The organism is Amycolatopsis sp. NPDC102522, assembly GCF_055584485.1.
Genome location: NZ_JBVJLY010000002.1, coordinates 721,035 through 739,127 on the forward strand (window position 1 = coordinate 721,035; position 18,093 = coordinate 739,127).

17 protein-coding genes and 1 tRNA gene are annotated in these 18,093 nt (G+C 68.6%); 9 read left to right on the forward strand and 9 right to left on the reverse strand.

Annotated elements, in window-relative coordinates; genetic code table 11:
* Positions 1-8 precede the first annotated feature (8 nt).
* On the forward strand, positions 9-923 hold the full coding sequence (locus ACZ6YV_RS09265; RefSeq protein ID WP_465509132.1) for an NADP-dependent oxidoreductase: 915 nt from the start codon (positions 9-11) through the stop codon (positions 921-923).
* Here the strand turns inward: ACZ6YV_RS09265 and ACZ6YV_RS09270 are convergent.
* From ACZ6YV_RS09270 to ACZ6YV_RS09285, 4 genes are all read right to left on the reverse strand, one after another.
* Complete coding sequence (locus tag ACZ6YV_RS09270) at positions 920-1,840, reverse strand: nucleoside triphosphate pyrophosphohydrolase (protein WP_465509133.1); 921 nt, start codon at positions 1,838-1,840, stop codon at positions 920-922. The two genes, ACZ6YV_RS09265 and ACZ6YV_RS09270, sit on opposite strands and share 4 nt — an antisense overlap.
* On the reverse strand, positions 1,837-2,841 hold the full coding sequence (locus tag ACZ6YV_RS09275; RefSeq protein WP_465509134.1) for a hypothetical protein: 1,005 nt from the start codon (positions 2,839-2,841) through the stop codon (positions 1,837-1,839). The genes ACZ6YV_RS09270 and ACZ6YV_RS09275 overlap by 4 nt, the downstream gene beginning before the upstream one ends.
* Before the next feature lie 68 nt (positions 2,842-2,909).
* Complete coding sequence (gene mfd, locus ACZ6YV_RS09280; protein ID WP_465509302.1) at positions 2,910-6,464, reverse strand: transcription-repair coupling factor; 3,555 nt, start codon at positions 6,462-6,464, stop codon at positions 2,910-2,912.
* Positions 6,465-6,520: 56 nt separating this feature from the next.
* The gene (locus tag ACZ6YV_RS09285; RefSeq protein WP_465509135.1) at positions 6,521-7,435 is read right to left on the reverse strand and encodes an LLM class flavin-dependent oxidoreductase; all 915 of its coding nucleotides are present in this window, start codon (positions 7,433-7,435) and stop codon (positions 6,521-6,523) included.
* An 86-nt stretch (positions 7,436-7,521) separates the two neighbouring features.
* Here ACZ6YV_RS09285 and ACZ6YV_RS09290 point away from each other — a divergent pair, with 86 nt between their 5' ends.
* Positions 7,522-8,286: an MmyB family transcriptional regulator gene (locus ACZ6YV_RS09290; protein WP_465509136.1), complete on the forward strand. Its 765-nt coding sequence runs from the start codon at positions 7,522-7,524 to the stop codon at positions 8,284-8,286.
* Here ACZ6YV_RS09290 and ACZ6YV_RS09295 read toward each other — a convergent pair.
* Entirely contained in the window at positions 8,213-8,842 is a 630-nt protein-coding gene (locus ACZ6YV_RS09295) for a class I SAM-dependent methyltransferase (protein WP_465509137.1), read from the reverse strand. The two genes, ACZ6YV_RS09290 and ACZ6YV_RS09295, sit on opposite strands and share 74 nt — an antisense overlap.
* A 131-nt stretch (positions 8,843-8,973) precedes the next feature.
* Between ACZ6YV_RS09295 and ACZ6YV_RS09300 the strand changes: the two genes are divergently transcribed.
* From ACZ6YV_RS09300 to ACZ6YV_RS09310, 3 genes are read left to right on the forward strand one after another with little or no spacing between them, the layout of a single operon-like run.
* A complete protein-coding gene (locus ACZ6YV_RS09300; RefSeq protein WP_465509138.1) occupies positions 8,974-10,140 on the forward strand; it encodes a sensor histidine kinase in 1,167 nt (388 codons plus the stop codon).
* On the forward strand, positions 10,137-10,802 hold the full coding sequence (locus tag ACZ6YV_RS09305; RefSeq protein WP_465509139.1) for a response regulator: 666 nt from the start codon (positions 10,137-10,139) through the stop codon (positions 10,800-10,802). Before ACZ6YV_RS09300 ends, ACZ6YV_RS09305 begins: the two co-directional genes overlap by 4 nt.
* Before the next feature lie 21 nt (positions 10,803-10,823).
* Positions 10,824-12,008, forward strand: coding sequence for a PQQ-dependent sugar dehydrogenase (locus ACZ6YV_RS09310; protein WP_465509140.1), 1,185 nt, complete (start codon positions 10,824-10,826; stop codon positions 12,006-12,008).
* Here the strand turns inward: ACZ6YV_RS09310 and ACZ6YV_RS09315 are convergent.
* Positions 12,005-12,730 carry an SDR family NAD(P)-dependent oxidoreductase gene (locus ACZ6YV_RS09315; protein WP_465509141.1) on the reverse strand — a complete coding sequence of 242 codons (726 nt, stop codon included), beginning with the start codon at positions 12,728-12,730 and terminating at the stop codon, positions 12,005-12,007. The two genes, ACZ6YV_RS09310 and ACZ6YV_RS09315, sit on opposite strands and share 4 nt — an antisense overlap.
* Before the next feature lie 31 nt (positions 12,731-12,761).
* Here ACZ6YV_RS09315 and ACZ6YV_RS09320 point away from each other — a divergent pair, with 31 nt between their 5' ends.
* On the forward strand, positions 12,762-13,283 hold the full coding sequence (locus ACZ6YV_RS09320) for an isochorismatase family protein (protein ID WP_465509142.1): 522 nt from the start codon (positions 12,762-12,764) through the stop codon (positions 13,281-13,283).
* Positions 13,284-13,286: 3 nt separating this feature from the next.
* Positions 13,287-13,679 (forward strand): NUDIX hydrolase, encoded by a 393-nt coding sequence (locus ACZ6YV_RS09325; RefSeq protein WP_465509143.1) that lies wholly within the window; start codon positions 13,287-13,289, stop codon positions 13,677-13,679.
* A 3-nt stretch (positions 13,680-13,682) separates the two neighbouring features.
* Here the strand turns inward: ACZ6YV_RS09325 and ACZ6YV_RS09330 are convergent, their stop codons facing one another.
* The 3 genes from ACZ6YV_RS09330 to ACZ6YV_RS09340 form a co-directional block, all read right to left on the reverse strand.
* Entirely contained in the window at positions 13,683-14,321 is a 639-nt protein-coding gene (locus ACZ6YV_RS09330) for an LppU/SCO3897 family protein (RefSeq protein ID WP_465509144.1), read from the reverse strand.
* An 81-nt stretch (positions 14,322-14,402) separates the two neighbouring features.
* Positions 14,403-14,996 (reverse strand): TetR/AcrR family transcriptional regulator, encoded by a 594-nt coding sequence (locus ACZ6YV_RS09335; RefSeq protein ID WP_007028786.1) that lies wholly within the window; start codon positions 14,994-14,996, stop codon positions 14,403-14,405.
* A gap of 98 nt (positions 14,997-15,094) precedes the next feature.
* Positions 15,095-16,045: an acyl-CoA desaturase gene (locus tag ACZ6YV_RS09340; protein ID WP_378239998.1), complete on the reverse strand. Its 951-nt coding sequence runs from the start codon at positions 16,043-16,045 to the stop codon at positions 15,095-15,097.
* A gap of 174 nt (positions 16,046-16,219) precedes the next feature.
* On the opposite strand from ACZ6YV_RS09340, the gene ACZ6YV_RS09345 reads away from it, so the two are divergent.
* Together ACZ6YV_RS09345 and ACZ6YV_RS09350 are read left to right on the forward strand one after the other, a co-directional pair.
* Positions 16,220-16,291, forward strand: a tRNA-Gln gene (locus ACZ6YV_RS09345).
* A 43-nt stretch (positions 16,292-16,334) separates the two neighbouring features.
* Positions 16,335-18,083 (forward strand): GGDEF domain-containing protein, encoded by a 1,749-nt coding sequence (locus ACZ6YV_RS09350; protein ID WP_378239999.1) that lies wholly within the window; start codon positions 16,335-16,337, stop codon positions 18,081-18,083.
* The last annotated feature ends 10 nt before the right edge of the window (positions 18,084-18,093 follow it).

The window sequence follows — 18,093 nt, forward strand, 5'->3', positions numbered from 1 at the left end:
TCATTTCCATGCGAAAGATCCAGCAAGTCTCCTTCGGCGGGCCCGACGTTCTTCACCTCGCCGAATCGGAAAAGCCCGTTCCGGGAGAGGGCCAGGTCCTGGTGCGCGTCCACGCCGCCGGGGTGAATCCGGCGGATTGGAAGATCCGGAACGGGCTGGTCACCGGCGACCTGCCACTGACCGTGGGACTCGATTTCTCGGGGGTGGTCGACTCGGCGGGGACGCGGTTCCGGCCCGGAGACGAGGTCTACGGCGTCACGTTCCCGCCGAACGGCTCGTATGCCGAGTACGTCACGGTCAGCGAAGACGCTCTCGCGCTGAAACCGGAAAGTTTCGATCACGTCGAGGCGGCCGCGCTCCCGATCGCGGCGCTGACCGCGTGGCAGCCGTTCACGCGAGTCTTCCCGGTCGGACCGGGTCACCGGGTGCTCGTCCACGCCGCGGCGGGCGGGGTCGGCCATCTCGCCGTCCAGATCGCGAAGGCGCGGGGCGCGTACGTCATCGGGACCGCACGGGAGGCGAAGCACGCGTTCCTGCGCGATCTCGGCGCGGACGAGTTGATCGACTACACGACCGGCGATTTTGCGAAATCGCAGGCCGTCGACGTCGTGCTCGACCCGATCTCCGGCGACTACGGTCCCCGCTCCCTGGACACGCTGAAACCGGGAGGTTCGCTGATCGACATCGTCGGGCACGGTCCGGATCGGACGGAGGTCCGGCGGAAGGCCGAAGAACTCGGACTCCGTTTCGACGAGTTCTACGTCTCCCCGTCCGGAACGGACCTGGCGGAAATCGCCGCTTTGGCCGACGCCGGTTCACTCCGGGTCTCGATCGCCGAAGTGCTCCCGCTCGAACAAGCGGCGAAAGCGCACGAACTGAGCGAGTCCGGACGCGTCCAGGGCAAGCTCGTGCTGACGATCTAGTTCGGCCAGAACTTGCGCCAGCCGTCGGCCTCCAGCGTCGTCGGTTCGAGACCGGCGTCGCGGGCGGCCTGTTCGGCGTCGCGGATGTCCTGCGCGAACCGCTTCGCCACGGCACGGAGCTCGCCCTCGGGATCGACGCCTGCCCGGCGGGCGGTCGCGGCCACCCGGAACAACTGGGCCGCCGCTTCGGAACCTTCGGGGAACAGGTCGAGCGGGATCCCGGCGCGGCCGCTGCGCTGGCCGAGCTTCCCGGCCAGCGCGACGGCGGGCTGGCCGAGCGCGACGCCATCCACAAGGGACTGGCGGCTCTTTTCGGCCTGTTTCAGTTCTTCCCACTTGAGGTTCTGGTCACCGACGGTCTCGACCCGCGGGGCATCGGCGAACACGTGCGGATGACGCCCGACGAGTTTCCCGACCAGATCGGACGCGACCTCGTCGATCCCGAACGGATCGCCCGCGTCCTCGGCGGCGACGCGCGCGTGGAACAGCACTTGGAGCAGGACATCGCCGAGTTCCTCGCGCAAGGCGACCCTGTCGCCCTCCTCGATCGCGTCGAGCAGTTCGTAGGTCTCCTCGATCAGGTACTGGCGCAGCGACTCGTGCGTCTGGACGGCGTCCCACGGGCACCCGCCCGGCGACCGAAGCCGATCCATCACCTCGACGGCTTCGACCAGCGGCGGAACCGGCGTTTCGACCACCCGCGCGCCCGCCCTGATCAGCGCCGCGGCCCTCGGTTCCCCTCGCGAACCGGCGATGAGCACGAGGTCGCGGACCTGTGCGTCACCGAGCGAGGGAATCCCGAAAATGTCGGGATCGACATCGGAAGCCGCGTAAACGGAAGGACTGCTTCGCAAGATCGAGAGTGCCGCGGCGGGCAGTGTCGCCCCGCGGGCGATCACGACGACGGCAGCGGTCACGGGTTTCGCGGGGCGGCACCGTGCACAGGCAGCACGATGCCCTTCTTCGAAGCTTCGTTGGGCGCGAGGTCCATGCCCACGACGTCCCACACGCCGTAGCGCGGGTTGACCTTGAGGTCGACCTGGTCAAGGTACGGCTGCAGGAGTCGGACACCCACGCCTGCCAGCTGCTGGGCGCTGGGCTGTGTGGCCTGATCCGTCGCGACGGGCTTGTCGGCGGCCCGTTCACGCACCACGGCGATGACCCACACCGGCTGCTCGGGCGACGGCCGGAACGCGGTGACGGTGTTGGGCTGGATGCCGAACAGGACGGTGCTCGCGATCCCCGGCGACTGGATCGCCGGCAGCTTCAGCCCGACGTCCACCTTCGTACCGGGCGCGGTCTTGTCCTGCTCGATCACTTCGGCGGCCGCTGTCGGCGAGGCGGCGAACCGCTTGGCCTTCTCGATCGCCTGCTCGCGCAGCTTGTCCGCGTCGGAACCGGTGGCGTCGGTCGAGGAGATCGAGCTGAAATCGAACGTGACGGTGAGCTTGTCCAGGTACTTCATCGCGAGCTGGGTCTGCACAGCCGCGTCGACCAGGGATTCGCGGTGGTCCCGCACGCGCGCCACGAGCTGCTGGACGCTGATCGCGGGGTCGTTCTGCGGGTTGGCCCCCATCGGCTTCGCCAGCGGATCGTTCTGCAACGCGTTCACGACGAGCGACTCGTCGACCTGGACGCCTTCCCGCTGAGCGGCGCGCTCGGTGAGGTCGTGGAGGACCTCCTGGCGCACGATCTCACGGCCGACGAGATCGAGCTTGTGCTCCGCGGCGAGCTGCTGCCCGTACGGATGCTCGCGGACGGCCTTGTCGATCAGCTGCTGCACGCGATCCACTGAAACGGTCTTGCCGTCGACGATCACCGCCGCACCGACCTGCCCGGGTCCGGCGTTGCAGCCGGCGAGGAGAAGAGAACCGGCAAGAACCCCGACCAGCGCACGACGGCGCCCCATGATCCGCATCACAGCGCCTACCCTCTCATACCGGCCCCGGCGAGAGAACCAGGTCGTGAATCGCGATTCGGCTTCGCTCACGCGACGGGTGCCGGCGACTTCATCAGATTCGTCAGCAGCTTCGCGCACCAGTCGAGAAGTTCCTCGTCCCGCAGCACCGGAGCGCCGATGCGGCCGCCCGCCGGACCCTCTGTCGGCTTCGGCACGGAAACCGTGTTCGTCACCGCCTTGTAGAGAGCCTTGGGGTACAAGCGCTTCAACCGCACCATCTGCGAATCCGCCAGCGGCAGCGGCGCGAACCGGATCGACGTGCCCTGGACGGCGACCTCGGTGACGCCCGCCGCGCGGCAGGTGTGCCGGAAAGCGGCGACCGCGAGCAGCCGTCGGACCGCGGCGGGCGGCTGGCCGTAGCGGTCGACCAGTTCCTCTTGCACGGCTTCGAGCCCGGCCTGGTCGGGCGCGGCCGCGATCTTGCGGTACGCCTCCAGCCGCAGCCGCTCGCCCGGGACGTAGTCGTGCGGGATGTGCGCGTCCACCGGGAGGTCGACCCGGACATCGGCGAGTTCTTCGTCCTCCGCTGTGTCCGCGCCCGCGTGCCGCCGGAACGCGTCGACCGCTTCGCCGACAAGCCGCACGTACAGATCGAAACCGACGCCCGCGATGTGCCCGGACTGCTCCGCGCCGAGGATGTTGCCCGCGCCGCGGATCTCCAGGTCCTTCATCGCGACGGCCATACCCGCGCCCAGTTCGGTGTTCTGCGCGATGGTCGCCAGCCGGTCGTGCGCCGTCTCGGTGAGCGGAGCCTCCGGCGGGTACAGGAAGTACGCGTACCCGCGCTCACGCCCGCGCCCGACCCGGCCGCGCAACTGGTGCAGCTGCGCGAGCCCCAACAGGTCACCGCGTTCCACCAGCAGGGTGTTGGCGTTCGAGATGTCCAGCCCGGTCTCGACGATCGTGGTGCAGACGAGCACGTCGTACTCGTTCTCCCAGAAACCCTGGATGATCTTCTCGAGTTTTTCCTCGTTCATCTGCCCGTGCGCGGTGACGACGCGCGCCTCCGGCACCATCTCGCGAATGCGCTTCGCGGCCTTCTCGATCGAAGAAACCCTGTTGTGCACATAGAAGACCTGGCCATCACGCAGCAGTTCGCGGCGGATCGCGGCGCCGACCTGCTTGTCGTCGTACGCGCCGACGTAGGTCAGGATCGGGTGCCTGTCCTCGGGCGGGGTCAGGATCGTGGACATCTCCCGGATCCCGGCGAGCGACATCTCCAGTGTCCGGGGGATCGGGGTCGCCGACATCGTCAGGACGTCGACGTGTGTCCGCAGCGCCTTGATGTGCTCCTTGTGCTCGACGCCGAACCGCTGTTCCTCGTCGACGATCACCAGGCCGAGGTCCTTGTACCGGATCCCGGTCTGCAGCAGGCGATGCGTGCCGATCACGATGTCGACCTCGCCCGCGGCCAGCTGCTCCAGGATCGCGTCGGACTCGTTCTTGTTCGTGAACCGCGAGAGTCCCTTGATCTTCACCGGGAACGAACTCATCCGTTCGGTGAAGGTGTTGAGATGCTGCTGCGCCAGCAGCGTCGTCGGCACCAGCACCGCGACCTGCTTGCCGTCCTGCACCGCCTTGAACGCCGCGCGCACCGCGATCTCGGTCTTGCCGTAGCCGACGTCGCCGCAGATGACGCGGTCCATCGGGACGCCGCGTTCCATGTCCGCCTTGACCTCGTCGATCGCGGCGAGCTGGTCGTTGGTCTCGGTGAACGGGAAGGCGTCTTCGAGCTCGCCTTGCCACGGGGTGTCCTGCCCGAACGGGTGCCCTGGCGCCGCCTGCCGCGCGGCGTAGAGCTGCACCAGCTCGGCGGCGATCTCCTTGACCGCCTTCTTCGCCTTGGCCTTCGTGTTCTTCCAGTCGGACCCGCCTAGCCTGTTCAGCGTCGGCAGCTCGCCGCCGACGTAGCGGGAGACCTCGTCGAGCTGGTCGGTCGGAACGAACAGCCGGTCACCCGGGTGCCCGCGTTTGGAGGAGGCGTACTCCAGCAACAGGTATTCGCGGGTCGCGCCGGCGACGGTGCGCTGCACCATCTCGACGAACCGCCCGATGCCGTGCTGGTCGTGAACGACGTAGTCGCCCGCCTTGAGGGCGAGCGGGTCCACGGCGTTGCGGCGCCGCGAAGGCATCTTGGTACTGAAGTCCTTAGTGGACGTTCCGGCGCCGGAGCCCCGGCCGGTCAGGTCCGACTCGGACAGCACCACGAGGGCACGCTCCGGCGAGACGAAACCGTCCGAAAGACCGCCGCACGTCACCGTCACCACACCGGGCGACGCCGGTCCGGTGAGGCCTTCGGCGAGCGACGCGGGCACGTCCCCCGACGAAAGCTGCTCGACGGCACGGGTCGCGGTGCCGTGCCCGGCGACGACGAGCACGGCCGTTCCCCCCGCGGCCGTGTGCGCACGCAGGTCGGCCGTCGCGCGCTCGACCTCGCCGCGGTAGTTCGGCGCGGCCTCGATCGAGACGCGGTAGACGTCGGGGTCGTCACTGGCCAGCTGCGTCAGCGTCCACCAGGGACGCTTCGTCTCCTGAGCGTGCTTCGCGACCTCCGCGAGGCCTCGGTACGCGGACGCGCCGAGATCGATCGGCGCCTGACCGCCCGCGGCGGCCGTGGTCCAGGACGCCTCGAGGAACTCCTGCCCGGTGCGGACCAGGTCGGCCGCGCGGGCGCGGATCTTCTCCGGATCGGCCAGCAGGACGTGCGTGCCCTGGGGCATCGCGTCGGTCAGCAGGTCCAGCTCGCCCTCGCACAGCACGGGGATGAGCGCCTCCATGCCCTCGACGGGGATCCCGCCGGACAGCTTGGTGAGCATCTCGGTGAGCTGAGCGTCCGCCTCGTACGTCGTCGCCAGCTCGGCGGCCTTCGCCCGGACAGGCTCGGTGAGCAGCAGCTCGCGGCACGGCGGCGCGCTGACGTGCTGGATCTCGCCCGGCAGCGACCGCTGGTCGGACACCGCGAATGCGCGGATCTCGCTGACCTCGTCGCCCCAGAACTCGACCCGCACCGGATGCTGCGCCGTCGGCCCGAACAGGTCGAGGATGCCGCCGCGCACGGCGAACTCGCCGCGCTTCTCGACCATGTCCACCCGCGTGTAGGCGAGCTCGACCAGCCGCTCCAGCAGCCCTTCGAAGCTCTGCTCCTCGCCGACGACCAGGTCGATCGGCGCGAGCGAGCCGAGCCCGGGCGCCATCGGCTGGATGAGGCTGCGGACTGTCGCGACGACGACGCGCAGGCCGTCCTCGCCCGTCTTGAGCCGGTGCAGCACCTCCAGCCGCCGTCCGACAGTGTCCGCCCGCGGGGACAGCCGCTCGTGCGGCAGCGTCTCCCAGGACGGGAAGTCGACGACGGCGCCTTCGCCGAGGAACGACTTCAGCGAGGCTGTCAGCTCGTCGGCCTCGCGGCCGGTGGCGGTCACCGCGAGCACGGGGCGGCCGGCGCCCTCGTCCGCGGCGAGGGCGCCCGCGACCAGCTGGCGGGTGGCGATCGCGCCCTGGAGCTCGAGCACCGGGGCACCGGCCCGCTCGACGACCCCGCGAAGGGCCGGATCGGGAAGGATGGAGTGAAGGAGTCCGGACAATGGAGCGTTTGTCACCGTCCCAGCCTACGTGGGGGCACCGACAGTCCGCCGCGCGATTACCTGGGCAGGGCGTCGACCACCTTCGGGAGCTGCTCGTCGAACTCGACCGGTTCCTGCGTCGCGATCCGGATCAGCACGTGTTCGGCACCCGCGTCCCCGTATTCGCGAAGCCGCTCCGCGACCTGATCCCGGCTGCCCGCGATCTGCACCTGGATCTTCTCGACGAAGTCCAGCGGAACGCCGTAGTTGCGCTGCGCGTAGTCCTCCAGCCGCTCGCGTGCCCGGACCGGGTCGTCTTCGATGAGCACCGTCGCGAACAGCGCGGGTGTCACGGGGCGTACGGCTGCTTCGCGGATCTTCGCGAGGCCTTCGGCATAGTCCGCGACGTCGGGCGGATACGGCAGCCAGCCGTCGTATGACCGGCCCACTCGCTTCAACGCCCCGGGAGTGAAGGCGGCCAGCCACACCGGCGGGCCACCGGGACGGTGCGGCTCCGGGTACTCCGGAAGGGTGTCGTAGTGCAGCACTTCGCCGTGGAACGGGCCGCTCTTCCCGCTCCAGACGTGCCGCCACAGCGCGACGATGTCGTCGAGCCGGGCGCGGCGGCGCTCCCAGGGGACGCCGGTGAAGGCGAATTCGGGTTCGCTGCGGCCCGCGAACCCCGCGCCGACGCCGAGCGTGATCCGACCCTGACTGAGCAGGTCGAGCGAGAGGATCGCGTTCGCGGAAAGGAGCGGATCCCGCAAGGCCGGGAGCAGCGCGGCGGTGCCGAGGGTGACCCGCTCGGTTCTGGCGGCGAACGCGCCGAGCAACGTCAACGGATCGACGGGCGCCTTCGCGAGGGTGTCGCCGACCCAGACCGAATCGAGGCCGAGGCGTTCGGCTTCGACCGCGACGGCGACCATTTCCGGCGCGGTGCGGCCGGCGTCGAGGATGGACCGATAAGTGGGAACGACGAGACCGAATTTCATGCCGGAAGCATCTCCGCGGCGGGGAATCGGCTCAATTCCCTCGAAGGAATAGCGGCGCCGCGCGTGACTCGGCCAAGATGAAGAACATGGTTTCCGGATTCGGCCCCGCGCTCAAGGGCTGGCGCGAGCGGCGGCGGCTGTCCCAGCTGGAACTGGCGATCCGGGCCGGAACCACCCAACGGCACGTGAGTTTCCTGGAAGGCGGCCGGTCGATCCCCGGCCGCGGCCTGGTGCTGCGGGTCGCCGAATCGCTCGAATTGCCGCTTCGGGAACGCAACGGCCTCCTGCTCGCGGCCGGATTCGCGCCCGGTTTCCCCGAAACGTCCCTGGACGACCCCAGGCTGCGGCCGGTCCTCGACGGCATGCGGCGCCTGCTCGACGGGCACCGGCCGTACCCGGCCATCGTGGTCGACCGCTACGGCGTGCTCGTCGCCCGCAACGACGCGCTCGACCTGCTCTTCGAGGACGTGGCACCGGAGCTGCTGGAGGAACCGGTCAACACCTTGCGGCTCGCGCTGCATCCGAACGGGATGGCGCCGCGGGTGCGGAACCTCGCGGACTGGGCACGGCACATCCTGGAACGGCTCACGCAGGAGATCGCGCACGCCCCCGACGAGCGGCTCACCGCGCTGCTGACCGAACTCGAAAGTTACGTTCCGGAGCCCGGTCCGCCCGGGCCGGACCACCTCGGGTTCGCCGTCCCGATGCGCCTGTCCACTTCGGCGGGTGAACTGCGGCTGATCACGGCCATAACGACGTTCGCGACCGCCGCCGACGTCACGGTGTCGGAACTGAAACTGGAGACGTTCCTTCCCGCCGACGCCGAAACTGCCGAGATCCTGACGCGCTGACCGGCAGTGCCGCGCGGTGCGCGAACGCGGGCGGCAGGTTCGGCCAGACCAGCGGCGTCCGCCCGGTCACCGAGAACCGGTCCCGCAGCGCTGCGGCGAACCGCCGGGCCGGCGGTGTCCAGGCGGCGTGCGCGTAGGCGAACGTCGTGAACCGCCCGTTCGGGGTCAAGATCTCCACCACCCGGTCGAGGATCCGCTCCTGACGTTCGGCGGGCATGACCGTCCACGGCAGACCGGAGACCACGACGTCGGCCGTTTCGCGGACATATTCGTCCAGGTTCTCGGCGGAACCTTCGACGATCTCGACGTCCGGATGCCGCGCCCGCAATTCCCTGGCGAGCCGGGGATTGATCTCGACCGCGACAAGCCGCGCGCCCGGCGGCAATCGGCGGACGACGGCGTCGGTGAACACGCCTGTGCCCGGTCCCAGCTCGACGACGAGCCCGGCGGTCTCCAGTCCGAGTCCGGTCGTCATGACCTCGGCGAGTCGCGGCGAACTGGCCGCGATGGCTCCGGTCAACATCGGATGGCGAAGGAATTCCCTGGTGATCGACATGATCCCGACGTTAGGAACGGATTCCGTGGCCCCGCGTCGGCCGCGGCGGCCGGTTCCGTCCTCCCGTGGGAGGACCCCGGGAGTACTCCAGGACGACGCGCTCTCGTACCCGCCAGCGCTACGTTCGGATCGTGCCCAGGCTGTTCGACCGGCTCCGCGCCCATCCGTGGATGACCGACCTGCCCCTGTACGCGTGGTTCGTGATCCTCGCTCCGACAGGGTCCTCAGCGGTCCCCAAAGCGATCTTGCTCGTGCCGTACCTCTTCCTCGTCCCGCTGCTGTGGCGGCGGCGTCATCCCGAGATCGCCGCGGTGCTGATCGTCGCCGGGGTGATCACGCAGAACCTCGTGGAGATCTGGGCCTACGACCGAGGTCGCGGTGAACTGGCGATGGCCATCGCGCTCTACACGCTGGTCCGCGCGGGAAACCGCCGGTTCGCCGCGCTGATCGCCGTCGCCGTCCTCGCCCTCGACATCACGTGGGGTCTCACCTGGGGGGCGACCACCGAGCAGGGGCCACAGGTGGCGATCTTCGCGACGATCCCGCTGCATGTCGCCGCCTGGGCGCTCGGCGAGTTCTTCCGCGCGAGGCAACGGCTTTCGGACGAGGAAGCGGTGAAAGCCGAACTCGCGGCATCCGAACAGGAAGCCCGCGCGCGAGCCGCCGTCGCCGAGGAGCGCACCCGCATCGCCCGGGAACTGCACGATGTCCTCGCGCACAACGTGAGCGTCATCGTGATCAACGCCGAGGGCGCGAAACTCATGCGGCACAAGGATCCTGACTCCGTCGACCGCACGCTCGACACGATCGGCAAGGCGGGTCGCGACGCCCTCGCCGAACTACGCCGCCTCCTGGAAGTGCTCCACGCCGGCGAAGCGGCACGAAGCCCGCAACCCACCGTCGCGGAGCTTCGCGACCTGGTGGCGCAAGTGAGCGCGAACGGTCGCGATGTCGGCCTCCAGGTGACCGGCGACGCCGACGGGCTGCCGCCCAGTGCCGCGCTCCAGGCGTACCGGATCGTCCAGGAAGCCCTCACGAACATGATCAAACACGCGCCCGGCGACGCGAGCGGAACCGTCGAGATCGATTTCGGCCGGGACAGCCACCGCCGCGACGTCCGGATAGAGGTGACGAACACCGGCGGCTCCGGCCCGCTCGCGCCGCGACTGCCTTCGTCGGGCCGGGGACTCGCGGGAATGGCCCAGCGCGTCGAGATGTTCCACGGCACACTCGAAACCGGGCCCACTCGCGACGGCGGCTACCGGGTCGCGGCGAACCTGGTGGTGGAGGCGGGATGACGGCGACGCCGGTGAAGGTGCTGATCTGCGACGACCAGGAACTGGTCCGTGTCGGGATGGGCATGATCGTCGCGAGCCAGGAAGATCTGATCGTCGCGGGCGAAGCCGCCAACGGCGCCGAAGCCGTCGAGACCGCCCTGAGGCTGCGGCCGGATCTGGTCCTGATGGATGTCCGGATGCCGGTCCTCGACGGTGTCGTGGCGACAGAGCGGATCTGCGCGTCCTTGCCGGAAACGCGCGTTCTCATGATCACCACCTTCGACCTCGACGAGTACGCCTACGCCGCGTTGCGCGCGGGTGCCAGCGGGTTCCTGGTCAAGGACGCCCCCGCCGACGAAATCCTCGTCGCGATCCGAGGCGTCCTTCGCGGCGATTCGATGGTCTCCCCCTCGGTCACGAAACGCCTGCTCGACCGCTATCTGGCCGCTGACCGGGACGTCGTCGACAGCACCCGGCTGGAGAAGTTGACCGAACGCGAACGGGACGTCCTCACGCTCATCGCGCGCGGTCTGGGAAACGGCGAAATCGCCGCGAAGCTCTACATCGGGGAAACGACGGTGAAGACCCATGTCAGCCGGATCCTCGCGAAACTGTCACTACGCGACCGCGTCCACGCCGTCGTGTTCGCCTACGAAAGCGGTTTGGTTCGCGCGGGCGGTTGAGCGCGATGGCATGCTGATGCCATGCGCACTACCGCCGTCGTCGCGATCGCATCCCTGTCTTTGCTGGTCACAGCCTGTTCCGGGGCATCGAGCGAAACGGTGCAGAGCGCCCCGCCGGTCACCTCGAAACCCGCCGTGACGAAGCTGAAGGTCGAGCAGGTGACGGCCGGGCTCGAACACGGCTGGGACATCGGCTTCCTGCCGGACGGGAAGATCCTCGTCACCCAGCGCCCCGGGAAGCTGGCCCTGGTCGACGGCGGCACGAAGCGCGACGTCACCGCCGACTTCTCCGACGTCCTCGTACGCGGCGAAGGCGGCCTGATGGGGATGGTGATCAGCAAGGACTTCGCGACGTCACGCGAGTTCATCACCTGCCAGACCCACAAAGAGGGTGACAACGCCGTCGACATCCGGCTGGTCACCTGGCGGCTGTCCGACGACGGCGCGAGCGCCACGAAGGTCAAGGACCTGCTGACCGGGCTGCCGGTGAACCCCAGCGGCAGGCATTCGGGCTGCCGTCCCGCGTTCGGCGCGGACGGCGCGCTGCTCGTCGGCACCGGCGACACCGCCCGGCCTCAGCACCCACAAGACCGCACGAGCCTCGGCGGCAAGGTGCTCCGTATCGACGCGAAGACCGGGAACCCCTTGCCGGACAACCCGTTCATCACGTCCGCGAACCCGGACGAACAGCGCGTGTTCACCTACGGGCACCGCAACGTCCAGGGCGTCACGGTCCGGCCGGGCACCGGGCAGGTGTTCACCGCCGAGCACGGGCCGACCATCGACGACGAAGTCAACATGGAACGCGCCGGCGCGAACTACGGCTGGGACCCGTCGAAGGGCGGCACCGAGACGAGTTACGACGAAGACGTCCCGATGACCGACACGAAGCGCTTCCCGGACGCGGTCAGTCCTTTATGGACGACCGGCGAGATCACCGAAGCGATCTGCGGCGCCGAGTTTCTCACCGGATCGCAGTGGGGAACGCTCGAAGGATCGCTCGCGGTGACAGCTTTGAAGGGGCAGAAACTCCTGCTGTTCCGCCTCGACGAAACCGGCAAGGTCACCGAAGTGACGCTGCCGCCGGAGTTCGACGACAAGTTCGGCAGGCTGCGCGCCGTCCGGAGCGGACCGGACGGCGCCCTCTACATCACGACTTCGGAAGGCAAGGACGACAAACTGCTGCGCGTCACCCCGGGCGCCTAACGGCCGAGGTACGCGCCGCCGTTGACGTGGACGACCTGGCCGGTGACGTGCCGCGCGGCCGGACTCGCCAGGAAAGCCACCACTTCGGCGACATCGGCGGGCTCGCCGGCGCGTTTGGTCAGCGTGTTCCCGATGAGCCACTCCCGACGCTCGTCGGACAGCTTGCCGTTGAAGAACTCGGTGTCCCCGACCAGTCCGGGCGCGACGATGTTCGCGGTGATCCCCCGCGGCCCGAATTCCCTTGCCACGTCGACGTTCCACGCTTCCAGCGCGGCCTTGGCTGCGCCATAGGAACCGGCACCGGTGTGCGCGGCGATGGACCCGACGGTGACGATCCGCGCGCCGTCGGCGAACCTTTCCCGCAAGGCGCGGGTGACCAGGACGGCACTGAACACGTTCGCGTCCAGATTGGCCTGCCAGTTCGCGGCGAACGCCTTCAGGTCTTCGGCGGGCCCGTTCCGGAAATCGGTGTTCCCGCCCGCGTTGTTGACCAGGACGTCGACGCGCTCCGGCAGTTCGGCCAGCGCCCGCTCCACCGCGGCCGGATCGGCCGCGTCGAACGGGACCGGATTCGCGCCGAGCAACGTGGCCGCCTCGGTGAGGACCCGTTCGCGGCGGCCGGTGATCGTCACCCGATCGCCTCGCGCGGCGAACGCCGCCGCGACCGCGTACCCGATTCCCGTTCCGCCGCCGGTGATCACGACTTCCCTGTGCTGCACCATCGGGTCAGCTTAGGCACACTAGGCTCCCGCCATGACGAAGATCGACCCGGCGACGACAGCACTCGTCCTGATCGACCTGCAGACGCGGATCGTCGCGCTGGAGACCACGCCGATCGAAGGCACCGAAGTCGTCGCGAACGCGGCCCTGTTGCGAGACGCCTTCAGCGCGGCCGGCTCGCCGATCGTCCACGTGCGGGCGCACCGGCCGGACGTCGAGGAGCAGCCGCCCGGCAGCGAACTGGTCGCCGAACTGACACCCCGCGAAGGCGAACACCTGATCACCAAGCACACCATGGGCGCGTTCTACGGCACCGGACTCGACGAACTCCTGCGCGGGCTCGGCGTGAAGACGCTGGTGCTCGGCGGGATCGCCACGGAATACGGCGTCGAGTCGACGCTGCGGGCCGCGATCGACCACGGCTACGACACCCTCGCCGTTTCGGACGCGATGGCCGGCATCGCCGCGATCTCCCACGAATCGGCGATCACGAAGGTCTTCCCGCGGCTGGGTGAAGTGCACACGACCGCCGAAACCGCCGCGGCGCTGGGCTGAACCATGATCGACAAGATCGCCTGGCTCCACCTGGTGGACGGCCGGATCCTGAGCACCCGCTCGCGCGGCAAGTCCGTGTTCTACCTGCCCGGCGGCAAACGCGAACCCGGCGAAAGCGACACCGAGACGCTGGTCCGGGAGATCCGCGAGGAACTGACCGTGGAGATCGCCCCGGCGAGCATCACGCCCGCCGAGGTCTTCGAAGCGCAGGCCGACGGGCACGCTTCGGGGCTCGTGGTCCGCATGACCTGCTACACCGCCGAGTTCAGCGGAGCACTCGCGGCCAGCAGCGAAATCGAAGAAGTCGCCTGGCTCGGCTACGAGGACAGGGACCGGGTCTCCGCGGTGGACAAGATCATCTTCGACCACCTGCGGGAGACCGGCCTCCTGCGCTGACGCCTACTTCTTGAGATCGTCCAGGCACAGCACCCGCGACTGCGGAAGCGTGCCACCCGACCTCTGCCACTGGATCTTCTCGTCGGTCGACGGCACCTGGGTGCACACCGTGCTGCCGTCCACGAGGAACGTCGAACTCTTTTCGATGGCGAGGACCTTGTACCGCGCTGTCGCGCAGTCCTCCTTCGTGAGCTTCTTCGCGTCGACTACGCCGTCGGGAAGGCAATCGCCGACGACCGGCGCCCGCTCGCCCGGATTCTTCAGGTCTTCCAGGCACAGCAGGGTGCCGTCACTGGCTCCCTTCCGCCCCTGGAAGAAGTACGCGTCGGTCGTCGGGTAGTCGTCGCATTCGGATCCACCCGAGAGCTTGAGTCCGATTTCCGACTTTTTCTCCTGTTTTCCGACGACCTTGAAGTTCGCGTCGGGCGTTCCGCATTCGGTGCTCTTGACGCTGTCCGCGTTGTCGACGTTGCCCTTGAGGCAGGCGCCGACCTCGGTGCTCGACGCCGTGAACGGATTCGCGACGAAGAACGCGATCACGGCGATGACGACGAAGATGCCCAGGCGGATGACGGGCTTCAGCCACGTTTTCTTCTTCTGCGGCAACATCTGTTCCACAGCGGGCGCGGGATAGTTTTCCACGGTGCTTCCCCCAGCTTGATGATCTCTTTGGGGGCCTAGCGCTCATCGGCCGGAAAACGTTACTGCCGCGCGACGCAGATCTCAGTACAGCCGCAGCTTGGGCTTGTGCTCCAAATTGGACAGACCGTTCCAGGCGAGGTTCACCAGATGCGCGGCGACCTCGTCCCGCTTCGGTTTGCGGGCGTCGAGCCACCATTGCCCGGTCAGCGCGACCATCCCGACGAGCGCCTGCGCGTACAGCGCGGCCAGCTTCTCGTCGTAGCCCCGCGCGGCGAACTGCTGCGCGAGGATGTGCTCGACCTGGCTGGCGATATCGTTCAGCACCGTGGAGAACGTGCCCGTCGAACTCGCGACCGGCGAATCCCGCACCAGGATGCGGAAGCCGTCATGCGAGTCCTCGACGTAGGAGAGCAGCGCGATCGCCGCCTGCTCCAGCATCACCCTCGGGTGTCCACCGTGGAGGGTGGAGACCATCCTGTCGAGCAGGAGCTGCGTCTCGCGGTCCACGACGACGGCGTAGATGCCTTCCTTGCCGCCGAAGTGTTCGTACACGACCGGTTTGGAGACGTTCGCGCGGTGCGCGATCTCCTCGATGGAGGTGCCCTCGAAACCCTTCTCCGCGAAAAGGGCTCTGGCGACGTTGAGCAGTTGCTGCCTGCGCTCGCTCCCCGTCATCCGCACCCGGGCCACCGGAGCGACCGGACGCGCCCCGGTGACCGCTTCACGTTTGGTTCGCCGTCTCCCCGCCATTGCAGAAGACTAACGTGACCTCGCTATTTGCTTTCGGTGGCGATGCGCGCGAGGCGCTGCGGGGTCGGCCAGCGCACGTCGTAGGCCCAGCCGAACTTCTCGAAGATCCAAATGAGCCGCGCGGAAATGTCGATCTGGCCGCGCTGCACACCGTGCCGCGCCGAGGTCGGGTCGGCGTGGTGCAGGTTGTGCCACGACTCGCCGAAGGAGAAGATCGCCAGCGGCCAGAAGTTGGCCGACTTGTCGCGGGCGGCGAACGGGCGCTCACCGATCATGTGGCAGACCGAGTTGACCGACCAGGTCACGTGGTGCAGCACGCAGACACGCACCAGCCCGGCCCAGAAGAACGCGGTCACCGCGCCCCAGAACGACCAGGTGATCAGCCCGCCCAGGATCGCGGGCAGCACCAGGGTGAGCAGGCTCCACAGCCAGAACAGGTCGTCGACCTTCTTGATGGCGCGGTCCTTCATCAGGTCCGGCGCGAACCGCTCGGCGTTGCTCTGGTCGCGCTCGAACAGCCAGCCCATGTGCGCGTGCCAGAAACCCTTGGCGATGGCGAGCGGCGTGGTCCCGAACAGCCACGGCGAATGCGGGTCGCCATCGCGGTCGGAGAAGGCGTGGTGGCGCCGGTGATCGGCGACCCAGGTGATCACCGGGCCCTGGACGGCCATGCTGCCGGCGATCGCCATCACGACGCGCAGCCACGGCTTGGCCTTGAACGAGCCGTGCGTGAAGTAACGGTGGTACGAGACGGTGATACCGAGTCCGCTGATCGCGTAGAAGACCACGAAGATGCCGACGTCGACCCAGGTCAGTCCCCAGCCCCAGGCGAACGGGACGGCCGCGAGCAGCGCGGCGAGCGGGAAGATGACCCCGAGGTAGACCGACAGCTGCACGGCGCTCGATCGCTGTCCGTCGGTTACCGGCTTGGGGCCCTTCGCGGGCTTCTGAGAACGGTCGAGGGTAGCCGTCATGCAGTCACTTCTTTTCTACGCGCAACCCTTGAGGGTTTCCCTAAGGGTGACCTTACCTACGATGCCGTAAGTTACGGTACAGGAGGTTTCGTCCCCTGTGGAGTGCCCGCGACCGTGAGGCAACCCCCGGGCGCACGTGGACGTCTCCGGCATGGCTATTCTGACCAGGATCGATCCGCCGTAGTGTAATCGGCAGCACTTCAGATTTTGGTTCTGACAGTTCAGGTTCGAATCCTGGCGGCGGAGCAGACGAACAGATGACCAGCGGCGTTTTCAACGGTGGGGGTGTGTGCGGCTGACCGAGGACGCGACGACCAGTGGCAGGCGGCCGGCGCTTGCGGAGATGTCCGACGCCTGGCTCCACGGTCGCGCGCGCGAACTCGGTGCGGCCATCCAGCGCGTCACCTTCGCCGAGCAGCTGGACATCGTCACCAGTCTCGACGAACTCCTCGACGAGACGCAGCGCCGCGGCGAACCGCTGCTGGTCGCCCAGCTGCTGCGGTACTCCGCGATGGCGAGGCTGGTCACCCGCGGTCTCGCCGCCGAAGCCGAACCCAGGCTCGACGAGATGCTCGCGCACACCAGGCGGCACGGTCTCGCGCTGATGCGGGCCGACGCGCACGCCATGCGCGGCCGTCGCCTGGTGATCGCCAAACAGGAGGACGCCGCCCTCACCGAGATCGCCAGGGCACTGGCCATCCTCGACGACTCCGCGGTCCCCGACCGCCAGGTCGGCAGGCGCAACTGGGACAGGATGCTGTCCACGACCCTGGTCGACTGCTGGCTGGTGCTGAACCAGCTGGGGGTCTACGAGGCGGCCGAGGAGGCCATCGCCCGCGCCGCGCAGGCGATCCGCGACAGCGCGAGCCCACACGAGATCGCGCTCCAGCTGATCAACCGGGTCAAGATGCTGCTGGGCTGGGGCCTGCGGCTCGAACGGATCGAACGGTACGACGAGGGAGCGGACAAGTTCCGCACCGCGGCGTCGATGGCGCAGGCCGCCGAAGGCCCGTTCACCGAGTCGCTGTTCCCGCGCAAGGCCAACCTGCCCGCGATCGACCAGGTCGGCGTGCTCGCCGCGGCGGCCGCGCTGGCGTCGCCCGATTCGTCGCATATCGAGCGGCTGAACTCGCTGCTGCATCCGGAGCTGGTGTTCCCGCACGAACGCGAGATCATCGCCATCGCGCTGGCCCGCTGCCTGGACAACGAAGGCCGCCGTGAGGACGCGCTGCAGGTGCTCAAAGAGGTCCGCGAGGACAACGAGGAAGGTTCACTGCCGTCGATGCGGTTGAACCTCGCCCGTGAGCTGGCCAGGCTCGACACCACCCCGGACTACGCGTCCGGGGCGAGCCAGTCGCTGATCGACTACGCGACCATCCTGGAAACGGAGATGTGGTCGCTGCGGGAATCGCAGATCGCCACGCTCAACGCGCGCCGGGAGCACGAACGCCTGTCCGCCGAGCACGGCGCGATCACCCAGCAGGCCCTGCAGGACCCGCTCACCGGGTTGCCGAACCGGCGCGCGCTCGACGAAAAGCTGCGTTCGCTGGCGTCGTCCGCGGACGCCCAGCCGCTCGCGGTCGCGCTGGTCGACCTCGACGGTTTCAAGGATGTCAACGACAAGCAGTCGCACGCCGAGGGCGACAACGTTCTCCGTGTCATCGCGAGCACGCTGCGCGACGCCCTGCGCGGCGACGACGTCGTCGCCCGATACGGCGGAGACGAGTTCATCGTGCTTCTACCTGGGGCTCCGGCCTCGGCGGCGAAGCAGGCGCTGGGTCGTTCTGTGAATGCCGTCGCATCTCTGCCACACCACCTTTCGCACGGCGTCACCCTCTCCGTCGGCCTTGTCTCGCTCCGCCCGCAGGAGCGGGCCGAACAGGTCTTGGCACGCGCCGATGCGGCCATGTACCAGGCGAAACGTGGTGGCGGGAACCAGGTCTCGTCGGTGAACTCGATGGCCATCGATCCGGTGACCGGATGGCCCGGTGAGGATGCTCCGACCGACCCCGCGTGGGACGCCGAGCAGCCCACGTAGGATCAATGCC